Source organism: Rahnella inusitata, from assembly GCF_003263515.1.
Lineage (GTDB): Bacteria > Pseudomonadota > Gammaproteobacteria > Enterobacterales > Enterobacteriaceae > Rahnella > Rahnella inusitata.
On record NZ_JYDE01000044.1, the window covers coordinates 33,991 to 56,577 of the forward strand.

A 22,587-nucleotide genomic window follows, 5' to 3' on the forward strand; every position below is an offset into this window, starting at 1 on the left:
TTGCGAGGGTTCCCCCATGACAACGCTGGTGATTGATATCGGTGGCACTAAACTTGCGGCTGCGTTAGCAGACAGCGACTTGCATCTCACCCGGCGTCGGGAAATCCCCACACCCGCCAGCCGGACAGCGGATGCTTTGTATGCTGCACTGGCTGAACTGATTGCACCGCTGGTTTCACAGGCACAACGAGTCGCAGTCGCTTCTACCGGCATCATTAAGCAGGGTGTTCTGACGGCGCTGAATCCGGATAATCTCGGCGGCCTCAGCCATTTTCCGCTGGTGGAGGCGATTTCCCGTATGACCCAACTTCCCTGCATAGCGATAAATGACGCTCAGGCCGCCACCTGGGCCGAGTATCATTCACTTACAACGGATATCCGGGATATGGTTTTTCTCACTGTCTCGACCGGCGTAGGCGGCGGAATTGTCAGTAATGGAAAGTTGCTGACAGGCACCGAAGGGTTGGCGGGACATTTTGGCCATACGCTGGCCGATCCCGAGGGGCCGCGCTGTGGTTGCGGCCGGACGGGGTGCGTGGAGGTGATGGCCTCTGGGCGTGGAATTGCCAGCGCAGCACGAGGCGATTTAGCCGGTAGCACCGCAAAACAGATTTTTGCCCACGCGGCTGTGGGCAATTTGCACGCACAATCACTGATCTTGCGTTCGGCCCGAGTGCTGGCACGTCTGATTGCCGATATCAAAGTGGTGACGGATTGCCAGTGTGTAATTGTTGGCGGAAGTATTGGTCTGGCAGAAGGTTATTTAAGGCAGGTGAAAACCTGTCTTGATGAAGAGCCTGAGGTGTGTCGCGTGCCACTCTCCGGAGCGAAACATCAGCATGACGCGGGTTTGCGGGGAGCGGCTTTGCTGGCGCGGGAAATGACGTTTTAGCTTGATTACGCTTAAAAAAAGGGGCTGTCATCGCTGGCAGCCCCTTTTTTATTTATGACCTGGTAGATCAGACCTCGAGGAAATTCATAATCCCTTCAGCCGCTTTACGACCTTCGGCAATCGCCGTGACCACCAGATCAGAACCGCGAACCGCATCGCCACCGGCGAAGATTTTCGGATTGCTGGTCTGGAAAGCGTTATCGCTGCCTTCCGGTGCCAGGATGCGCCCCTGAGTATCCAGTTCGACGTCGTGTGCAGCCAGCCATTCCATTTTGTGAGGACGGAAACCGAAGGCCATGACCACGGCGTCTGCTTCCATCACATGCTCGGAACCGGCAACAATCTCAGCACGGCGACGGCCATGTGCATCCGGTGCACCCAGTTCGGTACGCGCCATGCGTACGCCGCAGACACGGCCAGAGTCATTCAGTTCAATGCTCAGAGGTTGCAGGTTGAACTTGAATTCCACGCCTTCTTCACGCGCGTTCTTCACTTCGCGGCGCGAGCCCGGCATGTTCTCTTCATCACGACGGTACGCACAGGTCACGTGAGTCGCACCCTGACGGATTGACGTACGTACGCAGTCCATCGCTGTATCACCACCGCCCAGCACCACCACGCGTTTCTTGTCCATAGTGACGTAAGGTTCTTCCTGACTGTCGTCGTAACCCATCAGCTGTTTGGTATTGGCGATGAGGAACGGCAGGGCATCATACACGCCGGGTGCATCTTCGTTCGCCAGACCGCCGCGCATGGACTGATAAGTCCCCACGCCGAGGAAGACAGAATCGTATTCCGCCAGCAGTGCATCAATGGTGATGTCTTTACCGACTTCCGTATTGAGTTGGAACTCGATACCCATCTCCGTGAAGATTTCACGACGCTTGGTCATGACCGATTTTTCCAGCTTGAAGGCCGGAATACCGAAGGTCAGCAGGCCGCCGATTTCCGGATGACGGTCATAGACCACTGCTTTGACGCCGTTACGGGTCAGTACGTCGGCACAGGCCAGGCCAGCCGGCCCTGCGCCGATGATAGCCACACGTTTACCCGTCGGATGAACGTGAGACATATCAGGACGCCAGCCCATTTCGATGGCTTTGTCGCTGATGTAGCGTTCGATGTTACCGATGGTCACCGCGCCAAACTCATCGTTCAGGGTGCAGGAACCTTCGCACAGACGATCCTGCGGGCAGACGCGCCCGCAAACTTCCGGCAGGCTGTTGGTCTGGTGCGCGAGGTCGGCGGCTTCCATGATGCGACCTTCGTTTGCCAGCTTCAGCCAGTTTGGAATGTAGTTGTGTACCGGACATTTCCATTCGCAATAAGGGTTACCACAGGACAGACAGCGGTCTGCCTGCGATGCAGCCTGAGTTGCTGAGAACGGCTCGTAAATTTCCACAAACTCAATTTTACGGATCTTCAGCGCTTTCTTAGGCGGATCAACACGCTGTAAGTCGACAAATTGATAAACGTTTTGACTCATCTTAACCTCTTACTGCGCTTGTACCCGCAGCTCAGCTGCGGAACGGCTACGGTGACCCAACAATGCTTTGACATCACTGGACTTCGGTTTAACCAGGGCAAATTTCGGTGCCCATTCAGGCCAGTTTGCCAAAATCTCTTCACCGCGGGCTGATGCGGTCAACTGTACGTGTTCAATAATCAAACCGCGCAGATGCTCTTCATGGATGGCCAGATCGGCCACTTCCAGCACTTCCACCAGTTCAGGGTTGACGCGTTTACGGAATTCACCATCTTCATCAAGCACGTAAGCGAAGCCGCCGGTCATGCCTGCGCCAAAGTTGACGCCGGTACGACCCAGTACACAGACGATACCGCCGGTCATATATTCACAGCCGTTGTCGCCGATGCCTTCAACCACGGTAATCGCTCCGGAGTTACGCACCGCGAAACGTTCGCCTGCGCGACCCGCCGCAAACATCTTGCCGCCGGTGGCACCGTACAGACAGGTGTTACCGATGATGCTGGCTTCGTGACTGCGGAACGCCGAACCGATAGGTGGGCGAATGGCGATACGGCCACCGGCCATGCCTTTACCCACGTAGTCATTCGCGTCGCCGGTCAGCATTAAGTCCACGCCGCCTGCGTTCCAGACGCCGAAGCTCTGGCCTGCGGTGCCGTTGAAGTTAATACGCACCGGATCTGCCGCCATGCCTTGATCGCCATGTTTCTCTGCAATCGCACCGGACAACATCGCGCCGACAGAACGGTCGGTGTTACGAATATCGAAGTAGAACGCTTTACTCTGCTTGGAATCGATATGCGGCGACGCCTGCTCGAGAATGTCTTTATTCAGCTGGCCTTTGTCGAAGGCCGGGTTACCTTCGGTGCAGTACACCGCTTTGCCTTCATGCGGCGTGGCGGTCGCCAGCATCGCAGAGAGATCCAGACTGTTTTGCTTCGCGGTGAAGCCGTCCAGCTCGGTAAGTAAGTCGGTACGACCGATCAGATCTACCAGCTGGCTGACGCCCAGCTCAGCCATGATTTCACGGGTTTCCTGCGTGATGAACTTGAAGTAGTTCACTACCCGCTCTGGCAGGCCGTGGTAATGGTTGCGGCGCAGTTTGTCATCCTGCGTTGCCACGCCGGTGGCGCAGTTATTCAGGTGGCAGATGCGCAGGTATTTACATCCCAGCGCGACCATCGGGCCGGTACCAAAACCGAAACTCTCTGCGCCCAGAATGGCCGCTTTGATGATGTCTAAGCCGGTTTTCAGACCGCCGTCTACTTGCAGACGAATTTTGTGACGCAGGCCGTTGGCCACCAGTGCCTGCTGTGTTTCCACCAGACCCAGTTCCCACGGACAGCCGGCGTATTTCACCGAAGACAGCGGGCTTGCGCCGGTGCCGCCGTCGTAGCCTGCGATGGTGATCAAATCGGCATAGGCTTTTGCCACACCGACCGCGATGGTGCCGACCCCCGGTTCAGAAACCAGTTTCACCGAAATCATCGCTTTCGGGTTGACCTGTTTCAGATCGAAGATCAGCTGTGCCAGATCTTCGATGGAATAGATGTCATGGTGCGGCGGTGGAGAAATCAGGGTCACGCCCGGCACGGAATAACGCAGTTTCGCAATGTATGGCGTCACTTTGTCACCCGGCAGCTGGCCGCCTTCGCCCGGTTTTGCACCCTGCGCTACTTTGATCTGAATAACGTCAGCATTCACCAGATACGCCGGTGTCACGCCGAAGCGGCCGGAAGCCACCTGCTTGATACGGGACACTTTATTGGTGCCGTAGCGCGCCGGATCTTCGCCGCCTTCGCCGGAGTTTGAACGTCCGCCGATGCTGTTCATCGCTTCGGCCAGAGACTCATGCGCTTCCGGGCTTAATGCACCGATAGACATCGCCGCGGTATCGAAACGGGTGAACAGGCCTTCCGCCGGCTCTACCTGATCCACCGGGATCGGCTGGTCTTTCGGCGTCACTTTCAGCAAGTCGCGCAGTGTGGCGACCGGACGCTCGTTAACCAGTTTGGCGTATTTTTTATAGTCGTCGTAATCACCGCTGTTTACTGCGGTTTGCAGTGTGGTGACCACATCCGGGTTGTAAGAATGATATTCACCGCCGTGGACGAATTTCAGCAATCCGCCCTGATCCAGCGTTTTACGTTTCAGCCACGCGCGTTTGGACAGGTTCAGCAGATCCTGTTCAAAATCAGTGTAACCGGCACCGCCGATACGGCTGACCACGCCGTTAAAGCAGGTGTTGCAGAGATCTTTCGCCAGACCGACGGCTTCAAACAGTTTGGAACAACGGTAAGAGGCGACGGTGGAGATGCCCATTTTGGACATGATCTTGTACAGACCTTTGTTGATGCCGTTACGGTAGTTCAGCATCACTTCACGGTATTTCTTCTCGATAACCTGCGAATCCACCAGCTTGGCCAGCGTTTCGTAGGCCAGGTATGGATAAACGGCAGTTGCACCGAAGCCGATCAGCACGGCGAAATGATGCGGATCGCGGGCGCTGGCAGTTTCAACAATAATGTTGGCGTCGCAGCGCAGGCTTTTCTCAACCAGGCGCAGCTGCAGCGCCCCGACGGCCATCGGTGCAGGCAGCGGCAGGCGGTTAGCGGAAATGTTGCGGTCCGAGAGCACCAGCAGCACCGCGCCGTTACGCACTTTCTCTTCGCCTTCGTCACAGAGTTTCTGGACGAACTGCTCCATATTTTGCTCGGTCGGATCGTAGGTCAGATCAAGCGTCTCAGCGCGATAGTGTTTACTGTCCAGCGTGGTGAGCTGTTTAAAGTCAGACCACAGCAGGATTGGCGATTTGAAGCTCAGACGGTGTGCCTGACCTTCGGCTTCGCAGAACACGTTCATCTCGCGGCCAATGCTGGTCGCCAGAGACATGACGTGCGCTTCACGCAGCGGATCGATTGGCGGGTTGGTCACCTGCGCAAACTGCTGGCGGAAGTAGTCATAAATGATACGCGGTCGGCTGGAGAGTACGGCAAACGGCGTGTCATCGCCCATCGAGCCGACGGCTTCCTGACCATTCTCACCGAGTACACGGATGATTTGATCTAATTCTTCGCTGCTGTAGCCGAACTGTTTCTGGAAGGTTTCAAGCGTAGTGTCGTCCAGCTCGCGGCTGCCGACCTGATCTTCCGGCAGATCTTCGAACGGCACCAGACGCTGAACGTTTTTCTCCATCCACTGTTTATACGGATGACGGCCTTTCAGATCGTTGTCGGTTTCCGCCGAGTGGTGGATCTTCCCGCTGCGGGTGTCGATCACCATCAGTTCGCCCGGTCCGACGCGGCCTTTTTCGACCACTTCGTCCGGCTGATAATCCCAGATCCCCACTTCAGACGCACAGGTGATCAGCTTGTCTTTGGTGATGACGTAGCGGGCAGGACGCAGGCCGTTACGGTCGAGGTTACAGGCGGCGTAGCGGCCATCTGACATCACGATACCGGCCGGGCCGTCCCACGGTTCCATGTGCATGGAGTTAAAGTCGAAGAACGCGCGCAGATCGTCGTCCATATCCGGGTTCTGCTGCCAGGCTGGTGGTACCAGCAAACGCATGGCGCGCAGCAGATCCATACCGCCCGCCAGGAACAGTTCCAGCATGTTATCGAGCGAGCTGGAGTCCGAACCGGTTTCATTGACGAAAGGTGCAGCATCTTGAAGATCGGGGATCAACGGCGTTTTGAATTTGTACGCACGGGCGCGTGCCCACTGGCGGTTACCGGTGATGGTGTTGATTTCGCCGTTGTGGGCCAGATAACGGAAAGGCTGAGCCAGCTGCCAGCGCGGTACGGTGTTGGTCGAGAAACGCTGGTGGAACAGGCAGATCGCCGATTCCAGACGCAGGTCGGCCAGGTCTAAATAGAAGCGTGGCAGATCCGCAGGCATACACAGGCCTTTATAGATAGTGACCACGTTGGAGAAACTGCACACGTAGAAGTCTTTATCCTGAACGCGTTTCTCGATGCGGCGGCGCGCCATATAAAGGCGTCGCTCCATATCACGCGGACGCCAGCCAGCAGGCGCGTTGACAAAAATTTGTTCGATGCGGGGCAGGGAGGAAAGCGCGATTTCACCGAGGACATCCGGATTGGTCGGAACGTCACGCCAGCCCACCACGGACAGCGTCTCGTTTTGCAGCTCTTCTTCAACAATGCGGCGGCTTTCAGCCGCTTCTGTTTCGTCTTTGCTGAGGAATAGCATACCGACGGCATAGTTCTTCGCCAGACGCCAGCTGCGCTCTTCGGCGATCATGCGGAAGAAACGGTCCGGCTTCTGTAAATGCAGGCCACAGCCGTCGCCGGTCTTGCCGTCAGCAAGGATCGCGCCACGGTGTTGCATACGGGCCAGTGCGTGGATTGCCGTACGCACGACCTTATGGCTAGGTTCGCCTTCAATATGGGCGATCAGGCCGAAACCACAGTTGTCCCTCTCTTGGGATTTATCGTACAACATATCGTGAACCCCCCAGGCTCTGCGAGACTCTCACACCAACCGCGAGGGCACTATAGACAGAGATTGCTCGCATTTTCGCGCACTCTTGCGGTGCGTTGAATGCCCGGGCATCTCCGTCAAAGGCCTCTCGTGATGGTGCTCACAAGTGGTGGTTGACTTGTTTTAATGAGGGAGTCTTCAATTACTGCATAAATATGACGAGTTGCTCACCCGTCGAGATTGCTTCCAGCGGACTCCCAACTTAGCGAGAAAGCACTGACAGGTCAAATGGCGAATTAAGTTATATTAAAAGTGATATAAAGAGATTTAATTATATGAAATATATAGAAATTATGGTGTTTTGATTGGCGTATTTTCGGTGGGGTCATGCCTGCAAAGTGTGAGCTGACTCACTATGGGGAAAGCTTCAGATCTCCGCACCATGCTGGCACGGGCGTAATTACCAGTATTTTATACTGCAAAAGACTGTGCTGATGCGGTTTGTCACTGTTTTTAACCGGGTCGTAATAATGTACTAATACGGCTGCGGTAATAAGAATTATTCATACAGTCATCAATGACTTTATTTGCAGTAATAATGAATAGTTATGCCTGCGCGGGCAGCACCTTCAGGGAAAGGTTTACGGGGATAAAGAAGAAAAACGTTAGCCGGAGGGCATTTGGCCGGGCTACGGGCAGAAAATGGCTGGCCGATATTAATAATATCGTGGCGAAAATTAGTCAATAACTCTGCACTTATTTCCCGCATTGCACCACAGCAAGCCCCTGCAAGGTGCAGCTCACAACTTTATGCTCAATATCCGCCCTCAGACTCACCCCGGTGAGGTTTTGCGGTATGATTCACGCGACTTCGTTTTAAGGGAACCGTTATGAAGCAAATCCGGGTTTTAGCGCAGTATTATGTCGATCTGATGGTCAAACTGGGGCTGGTGAGATTCTCACTGCTGTTGGCCTCTGCGCTGGTGGTACTGGCGATGATTGTCCAGATGGCGGTGACCATGCTTCTGCGTGGCCAGGTGGAAAGTATCGACGTGGTTCGGTCCATCTTCTTTGGTTTGCTGATCACGCCCTGGGCCGTGTATTTCCTTTCGGTGGTGGTCGAGCAGCTTGAAGAGTCACGGCAGCGGTTAACGCGTCTGGTTGATAAGCTCGAAGAGATGCGCCATCGCGATCTCGAACTGAATCAGCAACTGAAAGACAATATCACCCAACTGAATCAGGAAATCGCCGACCGTGTGAAAGCGGAAGAAGCACGTCTGGCGGTGGTCGATAAGCTAAAACTTGAAATGCATCACCGCGAGCAGGCGCAGATAGAACTGAGCCAGCAATCGGCATTATTACGCTCCTTCCTCGATGCGTCCCCGGATCTGGTGTATTACCGCAACGAAGATAAAGAATTCTCCGGCTGTAACCGTGCGATGGAATTGCTGACCGGTAAAAGCGAGAAGCAGCTGATCGGCCTGACGCCTGATGATGTATATACCCCGGACATCGCCGAGAAAGTGGTGGAGACCGATGAAAAAGTATTCCGTCACAACGTTTCGCTGACCTACGAACAATGGCTGGTGTATCCGGATGGCCGTAAAGCCTGCTTCGAACTGCGTAAAGTCCCATTTTACGATCGTATCGGTAAGCGCCATGGCCTGATGGGCTTCGGACGCGATATTACCGAGCGTAAGCGCTATCAGGACGCGCTGGAGAACGCCAGCCGTGAAAAGACCACGTTTATTTCCACCATCAGTCACGAGTTGCGTACGCCGCTGAACGGCATTGTCGGGCTTAGCCGCATTCTGCTCGATACCGAACTCGATAAAGAACAGCACAGCTACCTGAAAACCATTCACGTCAGCGCCATCACCCTTGGCAACATCTTCAACGACATTATCGAGATGGACAAAATTGAGCGCCGTAAAGTGCAGCTCGATAACCAACCGGTGGATTTCACTGAGTTCCTGTCCGATCTGGAAAACCTCTCCGGTCTGCTGGTGCAGCCGAAAGGGCTGAAGTTCATCATGGAGCCCGATTTACCCTTGCCGCGCAGCATCACCACCGACGGCACGCGTTTACGCCAGATCCTGTGGAACCTGATCGGTAACGCCGTGAAATTCACCCGCGAAGGCGAAATCGTGCTGAGCGTGCATTACGAAGCTAATGACATGCTGCGTTTCGTTGTGCGTGATTCGGGGATGGGGATTCCGCAGGACGAGCAGGACAAAATCTTCGCCATGTATTATCAGGTGAAAGATCGCAACGGGGGCAAACCGGCGACCGGCACCGGTATCGGTCTTGCCGTGTCGAAGCGTCTGGCGCAGGCGATGGGGGGCGATATCACCGTCAGCAGCGTGCCGGGGCAGGGATCAAGCTTCACCTTAACCGTACGCGCGCCGACGCTGGATGCGCCGGTCGCACAGGCTGATGACGAAGAGGATATGCCGCTGCCAGCGCTGCACGTGCTGCTGGTGGAAGATATCGAGCTGAATGTCGTTGTGGCCCGCTCGGTGCTGGAGAAACTCGGTAACAGCGTGGAAGTGGCAATGAACGGTCATGACGCGCTGGAGATGTTCGGTCCACAGGAATTCGATCTGGTGCTTCTGGATATCCAGCTGCCGGACATGACCGGGCTGGATATCGCCCGCAAACTGCGCACCGATTACGCCGGTCAGCATTTGCCGCCGTTGATCGCGCTGACCGCCAACGTACTGAAAGACAAAAAAGAGTATCTCGACGCCGGAATGGACGATGTGCTGAGCAAGCCGCTGTCCGTTTCTGCGCTGACCGCGATGATCCAGCAGTTCTGGGATCATCAGCCTGATGTTTCCCTTGTGCAGAAGGAGCCCGTAGTGATGAAAGACAGCGAAGCTTTACTCGATACCGCCATGCTGGAGCAGTACATCGATCTGGTTGGCCCGCAGTTGATCTATCAGAGCGCAGACATGTTCGAAAAAATGATGCCGGGTTATCTCGCGGTATTGGATTCCAATATGACGGCGCGCGACCAGAAAGGGATTGCGGAAGAAGGGCATAAAATTAAAGGCGCGGCGGGTTCGGTCGGTCTCAAGCATTTGCAACAACTGGCGCAGCAGATACAGACGCCGACGTTACCGGCATGGTGGGATAACGTGCAGGAATGGATTGATGAGCTGAAGGCTGAGTGGCGAAATGATATACAGGTATTGCGCGAATGGACGGCAAACGCTGAAAAAAAATAACCCCAGCCGAGGCCGGGGTGCGCGAATACTGCGCCAACACCAGGGAAAGAGGTAACCCACGATAGTTGTTAGGGTTTGGATTTCGCAGGTCTTGGAATTCAGCGTTAAGTCTAATACATCCTGTAGCAATCAACATAACAAATATAAGCTGAACTGTTACAACATTCATTAAAAACTGTGATGTAGATTAGTCTTTGTCTATACAAAACATCAAGTCTTTATCGCAGGATTTTTGAGAGATTACAAATGAAGGTTGCTGATGTCTTCACAAAGGCATGCAGTTTTACTTATGTTCATGAAAATAAAGGCACTGATTTGCTGGTTTTTCCAACAGAATTTCAGTGTCGTTAATCACTACAATGATAAACAACAGCGTGCCAAGCCACTGTAATTCATGATTTATAGGCATTCGTTGATCATATATTGATCAAAATGACCAGCAGTTTTCCGTATCCTAAGTGTAATGAAAAAATTTCACTTAGGTTGGAAAGGAAAATGCCGGGCATAAACGCAAATTCGCCCCTGAATTTTGGTTTATTTGCGTTACAGATTTGACTTAGTAGCAATAAATTTCAGAGATAAATTGATGAGAGTTCGTTCAGTTTACATAATCTAATTCATTAGATTTTCTAACCAATTTTTTTTCGATTTGTTACGAGTTACAAACAGAGATCACACGAAAAACAAATGAGGAAAAAGGCATGGGAACCGGTTCCCATGAGGCGGAACTCATTGATGATATGGATCAAAAATATTTTTATTTATTCATTTTATGGGTAAAAATCTTAACAACATAAACAGATTGTTAGCAATTTGAGTCGTTGTTTCGCTAGCCTGAACCGGCAGCTTCTTACGGAGATTGATTAGATGGTCAGATGTGTTGTGGAAAGTGCTGAATGAATAAATCTTCTAAAAGAGGTCTGTTACGTAAGCCACTGTTATGGCTGAAACGTGTGCTGATATTGATACCCTGCTTATGGATAGCAGGTATCGTTATTTTTGCGTTTTTACCGGTGCCATTTTCAGCTGTTATGGTGGAAAGGCAGGTCTCGGCGTGGCTGACCGGCGACTTTGGCTACGTCGCACATTCCGACTGGGTGTCTATGGACGAAATTGCCTCGCCGATGGCGCTGGCCGTCATGGCGGCAGAAGATCAAAAATTCCCGGAGCATTGGGGATTTGATGTGGATGCCATCCAGTCAGTGCTCGATCGTGATAAAGAGGGCGGTAAGATGCGTGGCGCATCGACTCTGTCGCAGCAAACCGCAAAAAACCTCTTCTTGTGGGACGGGCGCAACTGGATCCGTAAAGGGCTGGAAGCCGGGCTGACCGTTGGTATTGAAACAGTCTGGACCAAGCGACGCATCCTGACGGTTTACCTGAACATCGTGGAGTTTGGCGATGGCGTCTTCGGTGTCGAGCAGGCCGCTCAGCACTTCTTCCATAAACCCGCCAGTAAGCTGACCGCATCGCAGGCGGCATTACTGGCAGCAGTGCTGCCTAATCCGCATCTGTTTAAGGTCAACGCGCCGTCGGCGTATGTCATGCGCCGACAGCAGTGGATCCTGCGCCAGATGAGCCAGCTCGGCGGCGAGTCTTTCCTGCGGGAACATAAACTCAACTAGGTTTAGCGAAGTTGAACGCATAAAAAAGGACAGCATGAGTGCTGTCCTTTTTCGTTACTAAGGTTCTGACAACCGTCGGAATTACTTCACATAAGTAAATGCCGTGGTGACGTGTTTCACGCCGCTAACACCTGCTGCAATACCCGCCGCAGATTTACCTTCATCTTGTGTCACCAGACCCAGCAGGAAGACTTCGCCGTTTTCGGTGGTTACTTTCACGTTAGAAGATTTCACTGAATCACTGGTCAGCAACTGCGAGCGGACTTTGGTGGTGATCCAGGTATCTGTCGACGCGGTGCCCATGCTGACTGGCTTGCCGGTACGGATTTCGTTGTACACTTCGGTTGCACCCTCCACACCCACAGCAATCTGTTTGGCGCGTGCGGCCATGTCCGGTGTCGGCGCCTGACCGGTCAGCAGGACTTTGCCCTGATAGGCGGTCGCCACGATACGGGCTTCGTCTTTCAGCTGTTTATCTTTGCTGATGGCATTGGAAACACGGGCTTCCAGCGTGCTGTCGTCTACCTGAGTACCAACGCTACGCGGGTCAGTGGTGGTTTTGGTGGCCACGCCAGCTACGCCAACAACGGCGGCGGCAACGCAACCTTGTAAAAGAAGGGCGCTAAACACTACTGCAAAGAGGGAACTTGCCTTCATTGGATCTCCTTAATCGTCCTGGTGAGGGAACAGCGTGCTATCAATCAGGTCACAGAGGCAATTCACTGTGAGCATATGCATTTCCTGAATACGGGCGCTGCGATGGGATGGGATGCGGATCTCAACGTCATGAGGCCCCAGTAAACCCGCCAGCTCGCCGCCGTCATAACCCGTCAGTGCCACAATCGTCATATCACGGGTTACCGCTGCTTCAACGGCTTTAACAATATCACGGCTGTTGCCGCGCGTAGATATCGCCAACAGGACGTCGCCCGCTTGTCCCAGCGCCCGCACCTGTTTGGCGTAGATTTCGTCATGCAGCCGGTCATTCGCGATGGCGGTCAGCACAATGTTATCTGCACAGAGTGAGATTGCAGGAAGGCTCGGACGTTCAGTTTCAAAACGATTAATCAGACTGGCGGAAAAATGCTGAGCATTGGCCGCAGAAGTGCCGTTACCGCAGCACAGAATTTTATTGCCGTTGAGCAGCGATTGCACCAGCGTCATCGCGGCGCGGGAAATCGCGTCAGGCAAGGCTTCTGCCGCTGCAATCTGGGTTTGGATACTTTCGGTAAAGCAGACTTTGATTCTATCCAGCACGGGTTTTCGTCCAGTCAGTCGTCATAATATTTATTCCGCATTGAAGGCATCACGCAGCCATTCTATCTGGCTGCCGGTGATGGCAAAAACATCAAAACGGCAAGATGATGTGTCAAAGCTTGCGTGACGTGCGGCAAGCCAGAAAGATGCAGCGCGGAGTAAACGCTGCTGTTTTTGACGCGTTACGCTTTCCGCCGCGCCGCCAAAGTTCGCATTGCGCCGGTAGCGAACTTCAACAAACACCCAGGTCTGCTGGTCGCGCATGATCAGGTCAATCTCTCCCGTGCGGCATGCCACATTGGCCGCCACAAAGGTTAACCCTTCGCGCTCAAGATAGCGTCGTGCGAAAGCTTCATACTGATCCCCACACGATCTTGCGCGCAACTTTGACACATTTCCAAACATCAGTACGTCCTTGTACCTGTAAAATTCTGAATTCCCTTCGCGCTCGGGCTGTTTCAGTTATCTCTTAGAATCGAGTCTTAAGAGGAAACGGGCACCAGCGAGCCTTGGCGGTATTGCAGCCACGGCAGTTTACGATGGATCACGCAGTTAGGGTTGGCGCTCAGATCTCCTGTGCTGCCAGACACTTCAAAGCCTGGCAACGTGCGCATTTGGGAGAAGTGATTGGCCAGACTCCAGGCATCAATCCCCATTGCGTAGAGACGCACCAGCGAGTAATCGTTGCCGAATTTTGCGGTGGCCTGCTGCATCAGCGCCGGGTTAGAACCTGCCAGCAAGGGAATATCGCTAAACTGCACGCCTTCCATTTCCAGTCGGTAATCCGGACCTGCACCGGCCTGATAGCTGCGGGAGCTGGCATACACGGACGGACGCGAACGGCCACTACCGCTCATGTCGAGCATCGGTTTGATCAGCGTCAGTTCGTTTTGCGTGGCGACAACGTAGACAGAATCCACTGCACCGCCTGAGCTGCCCTGAACAATCTGAGCGTCAGTCGGCGGTGCCGGAATGGTGATTCCGCCGATGGTCACACCCTGCGCCTGCGCAGGTGCGGCGGCATCACTGGCCATGACCGGCGTACCGGTCAGGCGAATGCCGCTGCCGATTGAGGAGCGTAATTCACCCGCAGAACCGAGACCTTGTTTCAGGACGGTCTGACCACCCAGCTTCTGCCATTCATTAGCAAATGCCTGTGCGATTCGATCGCCAAAGTTGCCACGCGGAACCAGCAGTAACGGCATACGTTTTTGCTGCGACCACATATGGCGTGCGGCATCCTGTGCCTCGTCTTCCGGCGAGAGCGCAAAGTAACAGATATTCGGGGCGTTTTTCTCAGTTTCTGGCTGATTGAGCGCTAAAACGTTCAACGGGGTTTGATCAGAAGACAGCTCGTTCACCTGATCTTTCAGCAACGGACCGACGACAAGCGTTGCGCCATCTTGCTGAGCCTGCGTCAGCAACGCGCTGAGCGGCTGGCCATTGGTGTCGTAGATTTTGACCTGTGCATTGCTGCTGGCAACCGGTGCGGTGGCAGGAGCAGACGTTTGCGGCTGTTCTGTCGGCGTCGCTGTACTTGCGCTCGCATCCGGCGCAGAGGTGCTGACTGCGGCATCAGGATCCGTGGCGGGCTGAGCCTGCGCATTTTGGTCTACCGACGCATTTTGTGGTGCAGGTTGTGAAACCTGGCCGGTCATCGCGGCATTAAAGCCCTGCTGGATGGCATTACCGTACACCTGCGCCGGGCCACTCATCGGCAGGAATAGCGCAATTTTACCGGTGGAAGCCTGCTGGAATGTCAGCACATTATTAAGCTGCACTGGCAGGTTTTTGGCTGCCGGATTGACCGGATAACGGCGCTGCCAGTCTTTGATACCGGCTTTCAGCAGATCAGGATCCTGCTTATTGCTTTGCCAGACGCTGAGTAAATCCAGCCATCCCTGCAACGTATTTTCGTCTGCATTGATAACAATGCTGGAGGCATCCTGCGCAGAAAGCTGGGTCAGCGACATCCAGGTACGGTCGATATTGTCCTGATGCGGCTGGCCCTGCAACAGCGGCTCCTGCGCGATATAGGCACGGATCACGCCGAGGCTGGTGCGGCCCTGACTGGCGTCGATTTGCGCCTGATAGTATCGCGCCTTCTGATCGTTGGTCAGCGAGGTCGGGTCGATGGTGCTTAACGTGGTGGCTGCTGGCGCGAAATCTTTGAGGGCGAGCTGGACTTCGGCCGTCGTCAGTTTTTGTTCCAGCTGTTGCTCGGCACTCAGTTGCTGGGTCATCGCGTTCAACTGGTTATAGGCTTGCGGAGCTTTGCCTTCGCGCACAAGGGCACGCACTGCAAGCAATTGCCAGTCAGCCTTGTTATCATCACCGCTTTGCTGTGCCTGTTGCAGATAATAGTCAGAGCTGCCGGACGCTGCACCCTGGACACTTTCAGTCGGTGCCTGTGGCGACTGACCGCTACAGCTGGCGAGCAGCATCGCTACGATAATGGCAGGGAGCAAACGTCCCGAACGGGTACGAAAAGTCATTGAGGAAGGCATTCAGTTTCCAGTGATGTTTTTTTCAAGATGCTCAATATTAAATCGGCAATCCGGATGAAACAATGAATCAACACGATCAAGCAGATATTTCTGCATCAACGCTGTACATCGTACCCACGCCAATCGGCAATTTAGGGGATATAACCCAACGTGCATTGGCCGTGCTGAGCAGCGTGGATTTGATTGCGGCGGAGGATACCCGCCATACCGGATTATTGCTTCACCATTTTGGTATTAGCGCCAAAATGTATCCGCTTCATGACCACAATGAACAGCAAAAAGCCGAGCATTTATTATCGAAACTTCAGGAAGGTCAAAGCATTGCGCTGGTTTCTGATGCCGGGACGCCGCTGATTAATGACCCCGGCTACCATCTGGTACGTCGCTGTCGTGAAGCCGGTGTGCGCGTGGTGCCCTTGCCGGGTGCCTGTGCGGCGATCGCCGCGTTATCCGCCGCCGGTTTGCCTTCCGATCGCTTCTGTTATGAAGGTTTTCTGCCTGCGAAAACAAAATCGCGAAAAGATACCCTTCAGGCGCTGATTGAAGAGCCACGGACGCTTATCTTCTACGAATCCACCCATCGTCTGCTCGACAGTCTGCAGGATATGGTGGAAGTTTGGGGGCCGGATCGCTACGTGGTTCTTGCCCGTGAGCTGACCAAAACCTGGGAAAATATTCGTGGCGACGGCGTCGGTGCATTACTGGCCTGGGTGCTGGAAGATGAAACCCGCAAGCGCGGTGAAATGGTACTGATCGTCGAAGGCCATAAAGCCGATACCGAGGCGTTACCGGCAGAAGCTTTGCGCACGCTGGCGCTGCTGCAAAAAGAACTTCCGTTGAAAAAAGCCGCCGCGTTGGCCGCCGAAATCCACGGTGTGAAAAAGAATGCGTTGTATAAATACGCGCTTGATGAGCAAGAGGGTGACAAATAGGGCGTAATACCCTATCATCCGCCGCGGAGTTGACCAGACAGTCGCCGCTTCGTTGCCGTCCCTTTCGGGGGAGACAGATGGAGGGGAGGAAAGTCCGGGCTCCATAGGGCAGGGTGCCAGGTAACGCCTGGGAAGCGCGAGCTTACGACAAGTGCAACAGAGAGCAAACCGCCGATGGCCCACGCAAGTGGGATCAGGTAAGGGTGAAAGGGTGCGGTAAGAGCGCACCGCGCGGCTGGCAACAGTTCGTGGCATGGTAAACTCCACCCGGAGCAAGGCCAAATAGGGGTTCACATGGTACGGCCCGTACTGAACCCGGGTAGGCTGCTTGAGCCAGTGAGCGATTGCTGGCCTAGACGAATGACTGTCCACGACAGAACCCGGCTTAACGGTCAACTCCCTCGTCAAAAGAAAGCCCGCGTAGCGTTTGCTACGCGGGCTTTCGCCTTTTTCCCGTCATCATTATTCCAGCCGCAGATGCGTTGGCTGCATTGACTCACCCTAATCACTTACCAAAGTAAGCTCATCGGGATCCGCTCATTCATCGCCTTCCTGCACCCGAATGATGTAGGGGCTTCCAAACCGCTACACCGGCAAATCGATCAGCAATGCCCGCAGCGCGGTGCTGGCGGAGACGGTCAGGCTATTTTCCTGATGAATGAATGCTCCATCGCCGCAGGCCAGTTTTTGGCATTCGCGGCTGGCTGAGCCCTGCGCATCCACCTGTCCGTGAATTGACTGCAAATACGCACGCGGTCCGCGGATCGGAATCGAGATATGTTCGCCCGCCGCTAAATCCAGATGATGGATCCACACGCTTTGCCGCAGTTGCAGGCTGCCCGCTTCGCCATCCGGAGAAGCCAGCAGAAAACTTTTCGTATTTGGCAGCGCCATTTTTTGCGTCACCGGATTTTCATGCTCCGGGCAGGCATCAAGCCACAACTGCATGCGCGTCAGCGGCTGTTTCTCGCTGGTGTTCAGTTCGCTATAGCTGACATTGGCCTGCGTCGAGAGCAACGCGGCTTCACCGGCTTTCACCCGCACACTGTGCCCTTCGCTGTCGCGGTACTCTGCTTCACCCTGCAAGACCAGATTCAGCACGTCCACGCGCGGATAGGTTCGCGGCTGAAAACTGGCGCCTGGCGCCAGCACTTCCTGATTCAGCACACGCAGTGAGGCGTAGCCCATCAGTTTAGGATCGAAGTAGTGACCAAAGGAAAATGTGTAGCGGGCTTGCAGCCAGCCAAAATCAGCGGTGCCGCACTCTTTTGCCGTTCTGCTGGTAATCATGGCGGTCGCCTCAGTTAAAAATTTCAATGGATAAATGGTAAGCGTCTGGACGTGTGATTGTTAGCCAGTTAATCTGGTCGCTATATTCAAATTTCCTGAAAGAGAAAAGAATGGCTAAGGATCGCGCACTCACACTGGAAGCCTTAAGGGTCATGGACGCCATAGACCGGCGCGGCAGTTTTGCCGCCGCTGCCGATGAGCTGGGCCGCGTCCCGTCAGCCCTGAGCTACACCATGCAGAAGTTGGAAGAGGAGCTGGACGTAGTGCTGTTTGACCGTTCAGGTCATCGGACAAAATTCACCAATGTGGGCCGTATGCTGCTCGAACGTGGTCGCGTACTGCTGGAAGCAGCGGATAAACTGACCGTCGATGCCGAAGCGCTGGCGCGTGGCTGGGAAACGCAGATCACCATCGTCTGTGAAGCGCTGTCACCGGCGACTAAACTCTTTCCGCTGGTCGAAAAACTGGCGCTGAAAGCCAATACGCAGGTGTCGTTGATCACCGAAGTGCTGGCCGGTGCCTGGGAACGTCTTGAGCAGGGCCGCGCTGACATCGTCATCGCCCCCGATATGCACTTCCGCTCATCAACGGAAATCAACAGCCGTAAGCTGTATAAGCTGGTCAGCGTCTATGTAGCCGCACCGGATCATCCCATCCATCTGGAAGCGGAACCGCTCTCTGACGTCAGCCGCGTGAAATATCGTGGGATTGCCGTGGCCGATACCGCCCGTGAGCGTCCGGTGCTGACCGTGCAGCTGCTGGACAAACAACAACGTCTGACGGTAAGTACGCTGGAAGAAAAGCGTCAGGCTTTGCTGGCAGGCTTAGGTGTGGCGACGATGCCTTATCCGATGGTGGAAAAAGACATCGCCGAAGGGCGTTTGCGGGTGGTGAGTGCGGAATACAATCACGAAACCGACATCATTATGGCCTGGCGTCGCGACAGTATGGGGGAAGCAAAAGCCTGGTTCCTGCGCGAAATCGTCAAACTGCTGGGCACGCGAGAAGTGAAGTGATTCTTTTCACTCATTAACAAGCCCATATTCCACGCCGTCCTTCCCCTTGTGAAAGGGGAAGGAGCCGGTCAGAAGCGGGTATCGCGACCGTGATCCGATTCTAAATCCTGCGCCGGGCCGGTGGAGATAATGCCGTGGGGATTAATCGTCGCGTGGCTGCGGTAATAGTGGTTGCGGATGTGCGCGAAGTCGGTGGTGTCACGGATACCCGGCATCTGATAGATATCGCGCAGGAAGCCGTAAAGATTCGGGTAATCGCTGATGCGGCGACGGTCGCATTTGAAATGCGTAACGTACACCGGATCAAATCGCACCAGCGTGGTCCACAGACGCAGATCGGCTTCGGTCAGCTGATTGCCGGTCAGATAGCGGTGTTTACCCAGTAAATCCTCCGCGCGTTCCAGCGCAGCAAACACGCCATCCACCGCTTCATCGTAAGCATCCTGAGACGTTGCGAAACCGGCTTTATACACGCCGTTGTTGAGCTGCGGATATACCCATTCATTAATCTCATCGATCGCCGGACGTAACGACTGCGGATAATAATCGCCCGCCCGCGCACCGACGGCGTCAAACGCGCTGTTGAACATGCGGAGGATATCGGCGGATTCGTTGCTGACAATAGTCTGCTGTTTTTTGTCCCACAGGATCGGTACGGTGACGCGTCCGGTGTAGTCCTTCTGCGCGCGCAGATAGACTTCATAGGCAAAATTCAGGTGATACAGATTGTCGCCGGTAGCGGCCGGGAAATCAGTCCCGAAGGTCCAGCCATTTTCCAGCATCAGCGGATGCACGACGGAAACCGGAATAATATCCTCGAGGCCTTTTAGCGTGCGCATCAGCAGAGTCCGGTGCGCCCACGGGCAGGCGAGGGAAACATAAAGATGATAGCGGTCGCGTTCTGCCGCAAAACCGCCTACGCCATGTTCACCGGGAGTGCCGTCGGGCGTTACCCAGTTACGGAATTGCGATACGGAACGTTTGAAGTGTCCGCCGGTAGACTTGGTGTCATACCAGATGTCTTGCCAGATGCCATCTACTAATTGTCCCATGGTCTTCTACCTTGTTTTCAGATGTTTTTTTCAGAAATAAAAAAGGGCGAGGTGATAAATCACATCGCCCTGCAGGTCTTACATATTATCTAATTATTCAAGTATAGCTGGGTATTGCCGGAGCGATGTCCGGCGTTTTCCCTGGTGTCGGGCAATTACCAGTTTTTCTTGATCAGACGGTCGATGCTGAACGCACCAGGGCCTGAAGCAAACAAGACGAAGAAACCACCGGCGATGGACAGGTTTTTCATGAACATCATTTGGTTTACGCCCTGAGCGAAATCAGTGTGGAAGATAAGCGCGGTCAGGATGGTGAAGACGGCGGTAATCAACGCTGTGGTACGGGTGAAGAAACCGAACAAAATCGCCAGGCCGCCGCCAAATTCCAGCAGGATGGTCAGTGGCAGGAAGAAGCTTGGCACGCCCATGGAAGCCATGTAACCGGCGGTTGCGGAGTAGCCATTGATTTTGCCCCAACCTGCAACGATAAACAGAATTGGCATCAGAATACGGGCAACCAGCAGGGCAGTGTCTTGTAACTTAGTCATCTTATTTCTCTCCGAACGTCATGTGCTCAAATTGAGCTTTAAATGTTACCGGCCCGGTCGGAAAATGTTTCCTGCCGTTACCGCATCAGTTGATGACGAGATAATAGGGGGAATGAAGACGCTTTGTTAGCAAGTAAATCTGTCTGATAGCTTCAAAAAAATTGAACGGGCTTAAGATTGTTATTCAAAAAGAAAAGGGCCGGATGAATGTTCATCCGGCCCTCAGACGTGAAAGCATTGATGCTAAGAGCAGAGCGCTTATTTCTGAGCGAACGTTTTACGGAACAGACGTACCGTTCCCCAGATCCCGAAAGCGCGTCGTGACCAGCGGACAATCACGCTGGGATGGCGAATACCGTAGACGGCGACCAGACTGGAGCCGACCACCAGATATTTACGCATATCCACGAGTTTCACCCAGCCGCGGTCGATTTTTGCAGTGGCATCCAGCCAGTCAGCACTGGCATGAGATAACTCATTCCGCTGGCGCTGTATCTTGCGCAAAAGTCTGACTTTCTCGATAGCGCGGTCCGGGGTGCTCATTGCTCGTCATCCTTCTCAAGCAGGGCGCGATCGACGTCAAGTTGCTTACGCGTGAGGCTGAGCAGCGTGGAGCGCTTAGCTTTCGCCAGCGTCATTGCGCCCAGAATCACCGCCAGCAGCAGCAGTACGCCGGTCGTGGTGCCCATAGCCATCAGGCGATAAGCCGGATCGATTGCCCAGAAGAGAACAACCAGCAGGCTCATCAGGCCGAAGGCAGTAAAGATCAGGGTAATACCGGCCATGAGCAGCAATTGGAAAATATTGGCCTTTTCCTCTTCCAGCTCAATAACGGCCAGTCTGACGCGCGTTTCGACAATGCCGACCACCACGGTGGCGACACGTTGAATAATGTCGAAAAGCCCTTTACCCGGTCCTTGTGGTGCAGGTTTTAACGGTTCAGCCATAATTATCGGCGAGCTAACAGAACGCCGATGACTACGCCGACCGCGGCACCAATACCGACGCCCGTCCAGGGTTTTTCATGTACATAATCGTCGGCTTTGCCGGCAATTTCTTTAGTCTGATAGGCAATTTTGTCACCCGTATCGCTCAGACGTGCGCGCGTATCTTTGAGCAGGGATTCTGCTTTACCACGCAGTTTATCGAGTTCAGCTTTCGGCTTATCGGTAGAGGTCTGGAGCACTTCTTCCAGGGTATCCGCCAATGACTTTAATTCAGCCCGCAGTTGTTCTGATGTATTACTCGCCATGTGTAAGTCACTCCATACGTTAACTGATTCGAACTTTTAACATAGCGGATATTCGGGTGATCGCAAATGCGAATTGTCTGTTTCAAAAAGCAAGATCACCCAAAAATCCGCCGTGGGAAGGGGAAAAATCACCTCTGACGGAATGAAATCAGTGGCCCTGGGCCTGTTTCAGTTCCGCTTGTGCTTCCTGCAACTTCTGCTGTTTTTTAACGATTTTGTCATGATCGCCTTTTGCCTGAGCTTCTTTCAGCTCCTGCTCGCGCTCGCTGACTTTTTCACGTTTCTCTTCAACACGTTTTTCATTCTCAGCTTTCAGGCCGGCGTCGGTACAATGCGCCTTATTTTCACGCAGCGCTTTCTCCAGACCATTCACGCGGTTCTGATTTTTGTGCGCGCGGGCTTCGTCGATTTGTTTCTGAATTTCGTGTTGTTTGGTCACACAGCTTTCAGGCTGTGGTGCAGCAAAGCTGGCCGTGGTGAAGAGTAACGCAGGGGTTAAAAGCAGTGCAGATAAGGTCAGTTTCATCGTATAGCTTCCTTTTGATGGTTAAGTGAGTGTGGCACTTAATTCCTTGAATATAGAACGTCGAACAATAGATTTTATGAATAACTATCTTATAAATAATATCACCGCCAAATGGGCGGTGATATCAGACAATTTAACCAAAACAGCCAAAGTGCTTATCCAAACTTCAACCGGTCGCGGTTGAGCTTATCCAGCCAGACCCTCGTACGGGGCGGCTCACAGTTCTGGATGAGGAATCCGGGCGGCAGAATATCCTGTAAAACGCTTTGCGCCATCTGGCGCTGTTCAGAGGAATCGAGCTGAACCACTAAACCGTCATTAAGTGGCGTAATGCTTTTGATGTGGATCCCACGCTGGCTAAGCCCCTGATAAACAAAAAAGCCGTCAGGCAGCGAAATCCCTGCTTTAGCCGGGCGAATTTGCAGCGCATTGCCGTTGGCGGGGATCCGTGAAATAGCCAGCCCGATCATGGCAGCGGTGGCCAGCAGCATGATCATCACCGGCAAGAGAAGAGAACGTTTCATAAAC

19 protein-coding genes and 1 other RNA gene are annotated in these 22,587 nt (G+C 53.9%); 6 read left to right on the forward strand and 14 right to left on the reverse strand.

Going from position 1 to position 22,587, the window contains the following annotated elements:
- Positions 1-16: 16 nt before the first annotated feature.
- On the forward strand, positions 17-892 hold the full coding sequence (gene nanK / locus TU92_RS21230) for an N-acetylmannosamine kinase (RefSeq protein WP_112169232.1): 876 nt from the start codon (positions 17-19) through the stop codon (positions 890-892).
- Between the two features lie 67 nt (positions 893-959).
- On the opposite strand, the gene TU92_RS21235 is transcribed toward nanK, so the two are convergent.
- Together TU92_RS21235 and gltB are read right to left on the reverse strand one after the other, a co-directional pair.
- A complete protein-coding gene (locus TU92_RS21235) occupies positions 960-2,378 on the reverse strand; it encodes a glutamate synthase small subunit (RefSeq protein WP_112169234.1) in 1,419 nt (472 codons plus the stop codon).
- 9 nt (positions 2,379-2,387) lie between these two features.
- Entirely contained in the window at positions 2,388-6,845 is a 4,458-nt protein-coding gene (gene gltB / locus TU92_RS21240) for a glutamate synthase large subunit (protein ID WP_112169236.1), read from the reverse strand.
- Between the two features lie 869 nt (positions 6,846-7,714).
- Here gltB and arcB point away from each other — a divergent pair.
- Complete coding sequence (gene arcB / locus TU92_RS21245) at positions 7,715-10,054, forward strand: aerobic respiration two-component sensor histidine kinase ArcB (protein WP_112169238.1); 2,340 nt, start codon at positions 7,715-7,717, stop codon at positions 10,052-10,054.
- 896 nt (positions 10,055-10,950) lie between these two features.
- The gene (gene mtgA, locus TU92_RS21250) at positions 10,951-11,679 is read left to right on the forward strand and encodes a monofunctional biosynthetic peptidoglycan transglycosylase (RefSeq protein WP_112169240.1); all 729 of its coding nucleotides are present in this window, start codon (positions 10,951-10,953) and stop codon (positions 11,677-11,679) included.
- 81 nt (positions 11,680-11,760) lie between these two features.
- On the opposite strand, the gene dolP is transcribed toward mtgA, so the two are convergent.
- The 4 genes from dolP to TU92_RS21270 all read right to left on the reverse strand — a co-directional run bounded on the left by dolP (position 11,761) and on the right by TU92_RS21270 (position 15,443).
- Positions 11,761-12,336, reverse strand: coding sequence for a division/outer membrane stress-associated lipid-binding lipoprotein (dolP, locus tag TU92_RS21255; protein ID WP_112169242.1), 576 nt, complete (start codon positions 12,334-12,336; stop codon positions 11,761-11,763).
- A gap of 9 nt (positions 12,337-12,345) precedes the next feature.
- Positions 12,346-12,936: a DnaA initiator-associating protein DiaA gene (gene diaA / locus TU92_RS21260; RefSeq protein WP_056776362.1), complete on the reverse strand. Its 591-nt coding sequence runs from the start codon at positions 12,934-12,936 to the stop codon at positions 12,346-12,348.
- 30 nt (positions 12,937-12,966) lie between these two features.
- Positions 12,967-13,341 (reverse strand): YraN family protein, encoded by a 375-nt coding sequence (locus tag TU92_RS21265; protein WP_112169244.1) that lies wholly within the window; start codon positions 13,339-13,341, stop codon positions 12,967-12,969.
- 77 nt (positions 13,342-13,418) lie between these two features.
- Entirely contained in the window at positions 13,419-15,443 is a 2,025-nt protein-coding gene (locus tag TU92_RS21270) for a penicillin-binding protein activator (protein WP_112169246.1), read from the reverse strand.
- Between the two features lie 62 nt (positions 15,444-15,505).
- Here TU92_RS21270 and rsmI point away from each other — a divergent pair, with 62 nt between their 5' ends.
- Positions 15,506-16,375, forward strand: a complete 870-nt coding sequence (gene rsmI, locus TU92_RS21275; protein WP_112169248.1) for a 16S rRNA (cytidine(1402)-2'-O)-methyltransferase — start codon at positions 15,506-15,508, stop codon at positions 16,373-16,375.
- Positions 16,376-16,400: 25 nt separating this feature from the next.
- Positions 16,401-16,779, forward strand: an RNA gene (rnpB, locus tag TU92_RS21280) — RNase P RNA component class A.
- A 181-nt stretch (positions 16,780-16,960) separates the two neighbouring features.
- Here the strand turns inward: rnpB and TU92_RS21285 are convergent.
- Positions 16,961-17,665, reverse strand: a complete 705-nt coding sequence (locus tag TU92_RS21285; RefSeq protein WP_112169249.1) for a pirin family protein — start codon at positions 17,663-17,665, stop codon at positions 16,961-16,963.
- Between the two features lie 110 nt (positions 17,666-17,775).
- Here TU92_RS21285 and TU92_RS21290 point away from each other — a divergent pair, with 110 nt between their 5' ends.
- Positions 17,776-18,681, forward strand: coding sequence for a LysR family transcriptional regulator (locus tag TU92_RS21290; protein WP_112169251.1), 906 nt, complete (start codon positions 17,776-17,778; stop codon positions 18,679-18,681).
- Positions 18,682-18,749: 68 nt separating this feature from the next.
- On the opposite strand, the gene TU92_RS21295 is transcribed toward TU92_RS21290, so the two are convergent.
- The 7 genes from TU92_RS21295 to mzrA all read right to left on the reverse strand — a co-directional run bounded on the left by TU92_RS21295 (position 18,750) and on the right by mzrA (position 22,583).
- On the reverse strand, positions 18,750-19,733 hold the full coding sequence (locus TU92_RS21295; protein ID WP_112169253.1) for a glutathione S-transferase family protein: 984 nt from the start codon (positions 19,731-19,733) through the stop codon (positions 18,750-18,752).
- 155 nt (positions 19,734-19,888) lie between these two features.
- Entirely contained in the window at positions 19,889-20,281 is a 393-nt protein-coding gene (locus TU92_RS21300) for a DoxX family protein (RefSeq protein ID WP_112169255.1), read from the reverse strand.
- Between the two features lie 258 nt (positions 20,282-20,539).
- Positions 20,540-20,824: a YqjK-like family protein gene (locus tag TU92_RS21305; RefSeq protein WP_112169257.1), complete on the reverse strand. Its 285-nt coding sequence runs from the start codon at positions 20,822-20,824 to the stop codon at positions 20,540-20,542.
- Positions 20,821-21,228 carry a phage holin family protein gene (locus TU92_RS21310; protein ID WP_112169259.1) on the reverse strand — a complete coding sequence of 136 codons (408 nt, stop codon included), beginning with the start codon at positions 21,226-21,228 and terminating at the stop codon, positions 20,821-20,823. The genes TU92_RS21305 and TU92_RS21310 overlap by 4 nt, the downstream gene beginning before the upstream one ends.
- Positions 21,229-21,230: 2 nt before the next feature.
- Complete coding sequence (locus TU92_RS21315; RefSeq protein ID WP_101074995.1) at positions 21,231-21,533, reverse strand: ElaB/YgaM/YqjD family protein; 303 nt, start codon at positions 21,531-21,533, stop codon at positions 21,231-21,233.
- A gap of 148 nt (positions 21,534-21,681) precedes the next feature.
- Positions 21,682-22,059 (reverse strand): DUF1090 domain-containing protein, encoded by a 378-nt coding sequence (locus TU92_RS21320; protein WP_112169261.1) that lies wholly within the window; start codon positions 22,057-22,059, stop codon positions 21,682-21,684.
- 155 nt (positions 22,060-22,214) lie between these two features.
- Entirely contained in the window at positions 22,215-22,583 is a 369-nt protein-coding gene (gene mzrA / locus TU92_RS21325; protein ID WP_425272544.1) for an EnvZ/OmpR regulon moderator MzrA, read from the reverse strand.
- Positions 22,584-22,587: the final 4 nt, after the last annotated feature.

What these genes read in the sequence shown, in the direction of transcription:
- nanK (WP_112169232.1), top strand. Translation starts at nt 17, where the DNA reads ATGACAACGCTGGTGATTGATATCGGTGGCACTAAACTTGCGGCTGCG.
- TU92_RS21235 (WP_112169234.1), bottom strand. Translation starts at nt 2,378, where the DNA reads ATGAGTCAAAACGTTTATCAATTTGTCGACTTACAGCGTGTTGATCCG.
- gltB (WP_112169236.1), bottom strand. Translation starts at nt 6,845, where the DNA reads ATGTTGTACGATAAATCCCAAGAGAGGGACAACTGTGGTTTCGGCCTG.
- arcB (WP_112169238.1), top strand. Translation starts at nt 7,715, where the DNA reads ATGAAGCAAATCCGGGTTTTAGCGCAGTATTATGTCGATCTGATGGTC.
- mtgA (WP_112169240.1), top strand. Translation starts at nt 10,951, where the DNA reads ATGAATAAATCTTCTAAAAGAGGTCTGTTACGTAAGCCACTGTTATGG.
- dolP (WP_112169242.1), bottom strand. Translation starts at nt 12,336, where the DNA reads ATGAAGGCAAGTTCCCTCTTTGCAGTAGTGTTTAGCGCCCTTCTTTTA.
- TU92_RS21265 (WP_112169244.1), bottom strand. Translation starts at nt 13,341, where the DNA reads ATGTTTGGAAATGTGTCAAAGTTGCGCGCAAGATCGTGTGGGGATCAG.
- TU92_RS21270 (WP_112169246.1), bottom strand. Translation starts at nt 15,443, where the DNA reads ATGCCTTCCTCAATGACTTTTCGTACCCGTTCGGGACGTTTGCTCCCT.
- rsmI (WP_112169248.1), top strand. Translation starts at nt 15,506, where the DNA reads ATGAATCAACACGATCAAGCAGATATTTCTGCATCAACGCTGTACATC.
- TU92_RS21285 (WP_112169249.1), bottom strand. Translation starts at nt 17,665, where the DNA reads ATGATTACCAGCAGAACGGCAAAAGAGTGCGGCACCGCTGATTTTGGC.
- TU92_RS21290 (WP_112169251.1), top strand. Translation starts at nt 17,776, where the DNA reads ATGGCTAAGGATCGCGCACTCACACTGGAAGCCTTAAGGGTCATGGAC.
- TU92_RS21295 (WP_112169253.1), bottom strand. Translation starts at nt 19,733, where the DNA reads ATGGGACAATTAGTAGATGGCATCTGGCAAGACATCTGGTATGACACC.
- TU92_RS21300 (WP_112169255.1), bottom strand. Translation starts at nt 20,281, where the DNA reads ATGACTAAGTTACAAGACACTGCCCTGCTGGTTGCCCGTATTCTGATG.
- TU92_RS21305 (WP_112169257.1), bottom strand. Translation starts at nt 20,824, where the DNA reads ATGAGCACCCCGGACCGCGCTATCGAGAAAGTCAGACTTTTGCGCAAG.
- TU92_RS21310 (WP_112169259.1), bottom strand. Translation starts at nt 21,228, where the DNA reads ATGGCTGAACCGTTAAAACCTGCACCACAAGGACCGGGTAAAGGGCTT.
- TU92_RS21315 (WP_101074995.1), bottom strand. Translation starts at nt 21,533, where the DNA reads ATGGCGAGTAATACATCAGAACAACTGCGGGCTGAATTAAAGTCATTG.
- TU92_RS21320 (WP_112169261.1), bottom strand. Translation starts at nt 22,059, where the DNA reads ATGAAACTGACCTTATCTGCACTGCTTTTAACCCCTGCGTTACTCTTC.
- mzrA (WP_425272544.1), bottom strand. Translation starts at nt 22,583, where the DNA reads ATGAAACGTTCTCTTCTCTTGCCGGTGATGATCATGCTGCTGGCCACC.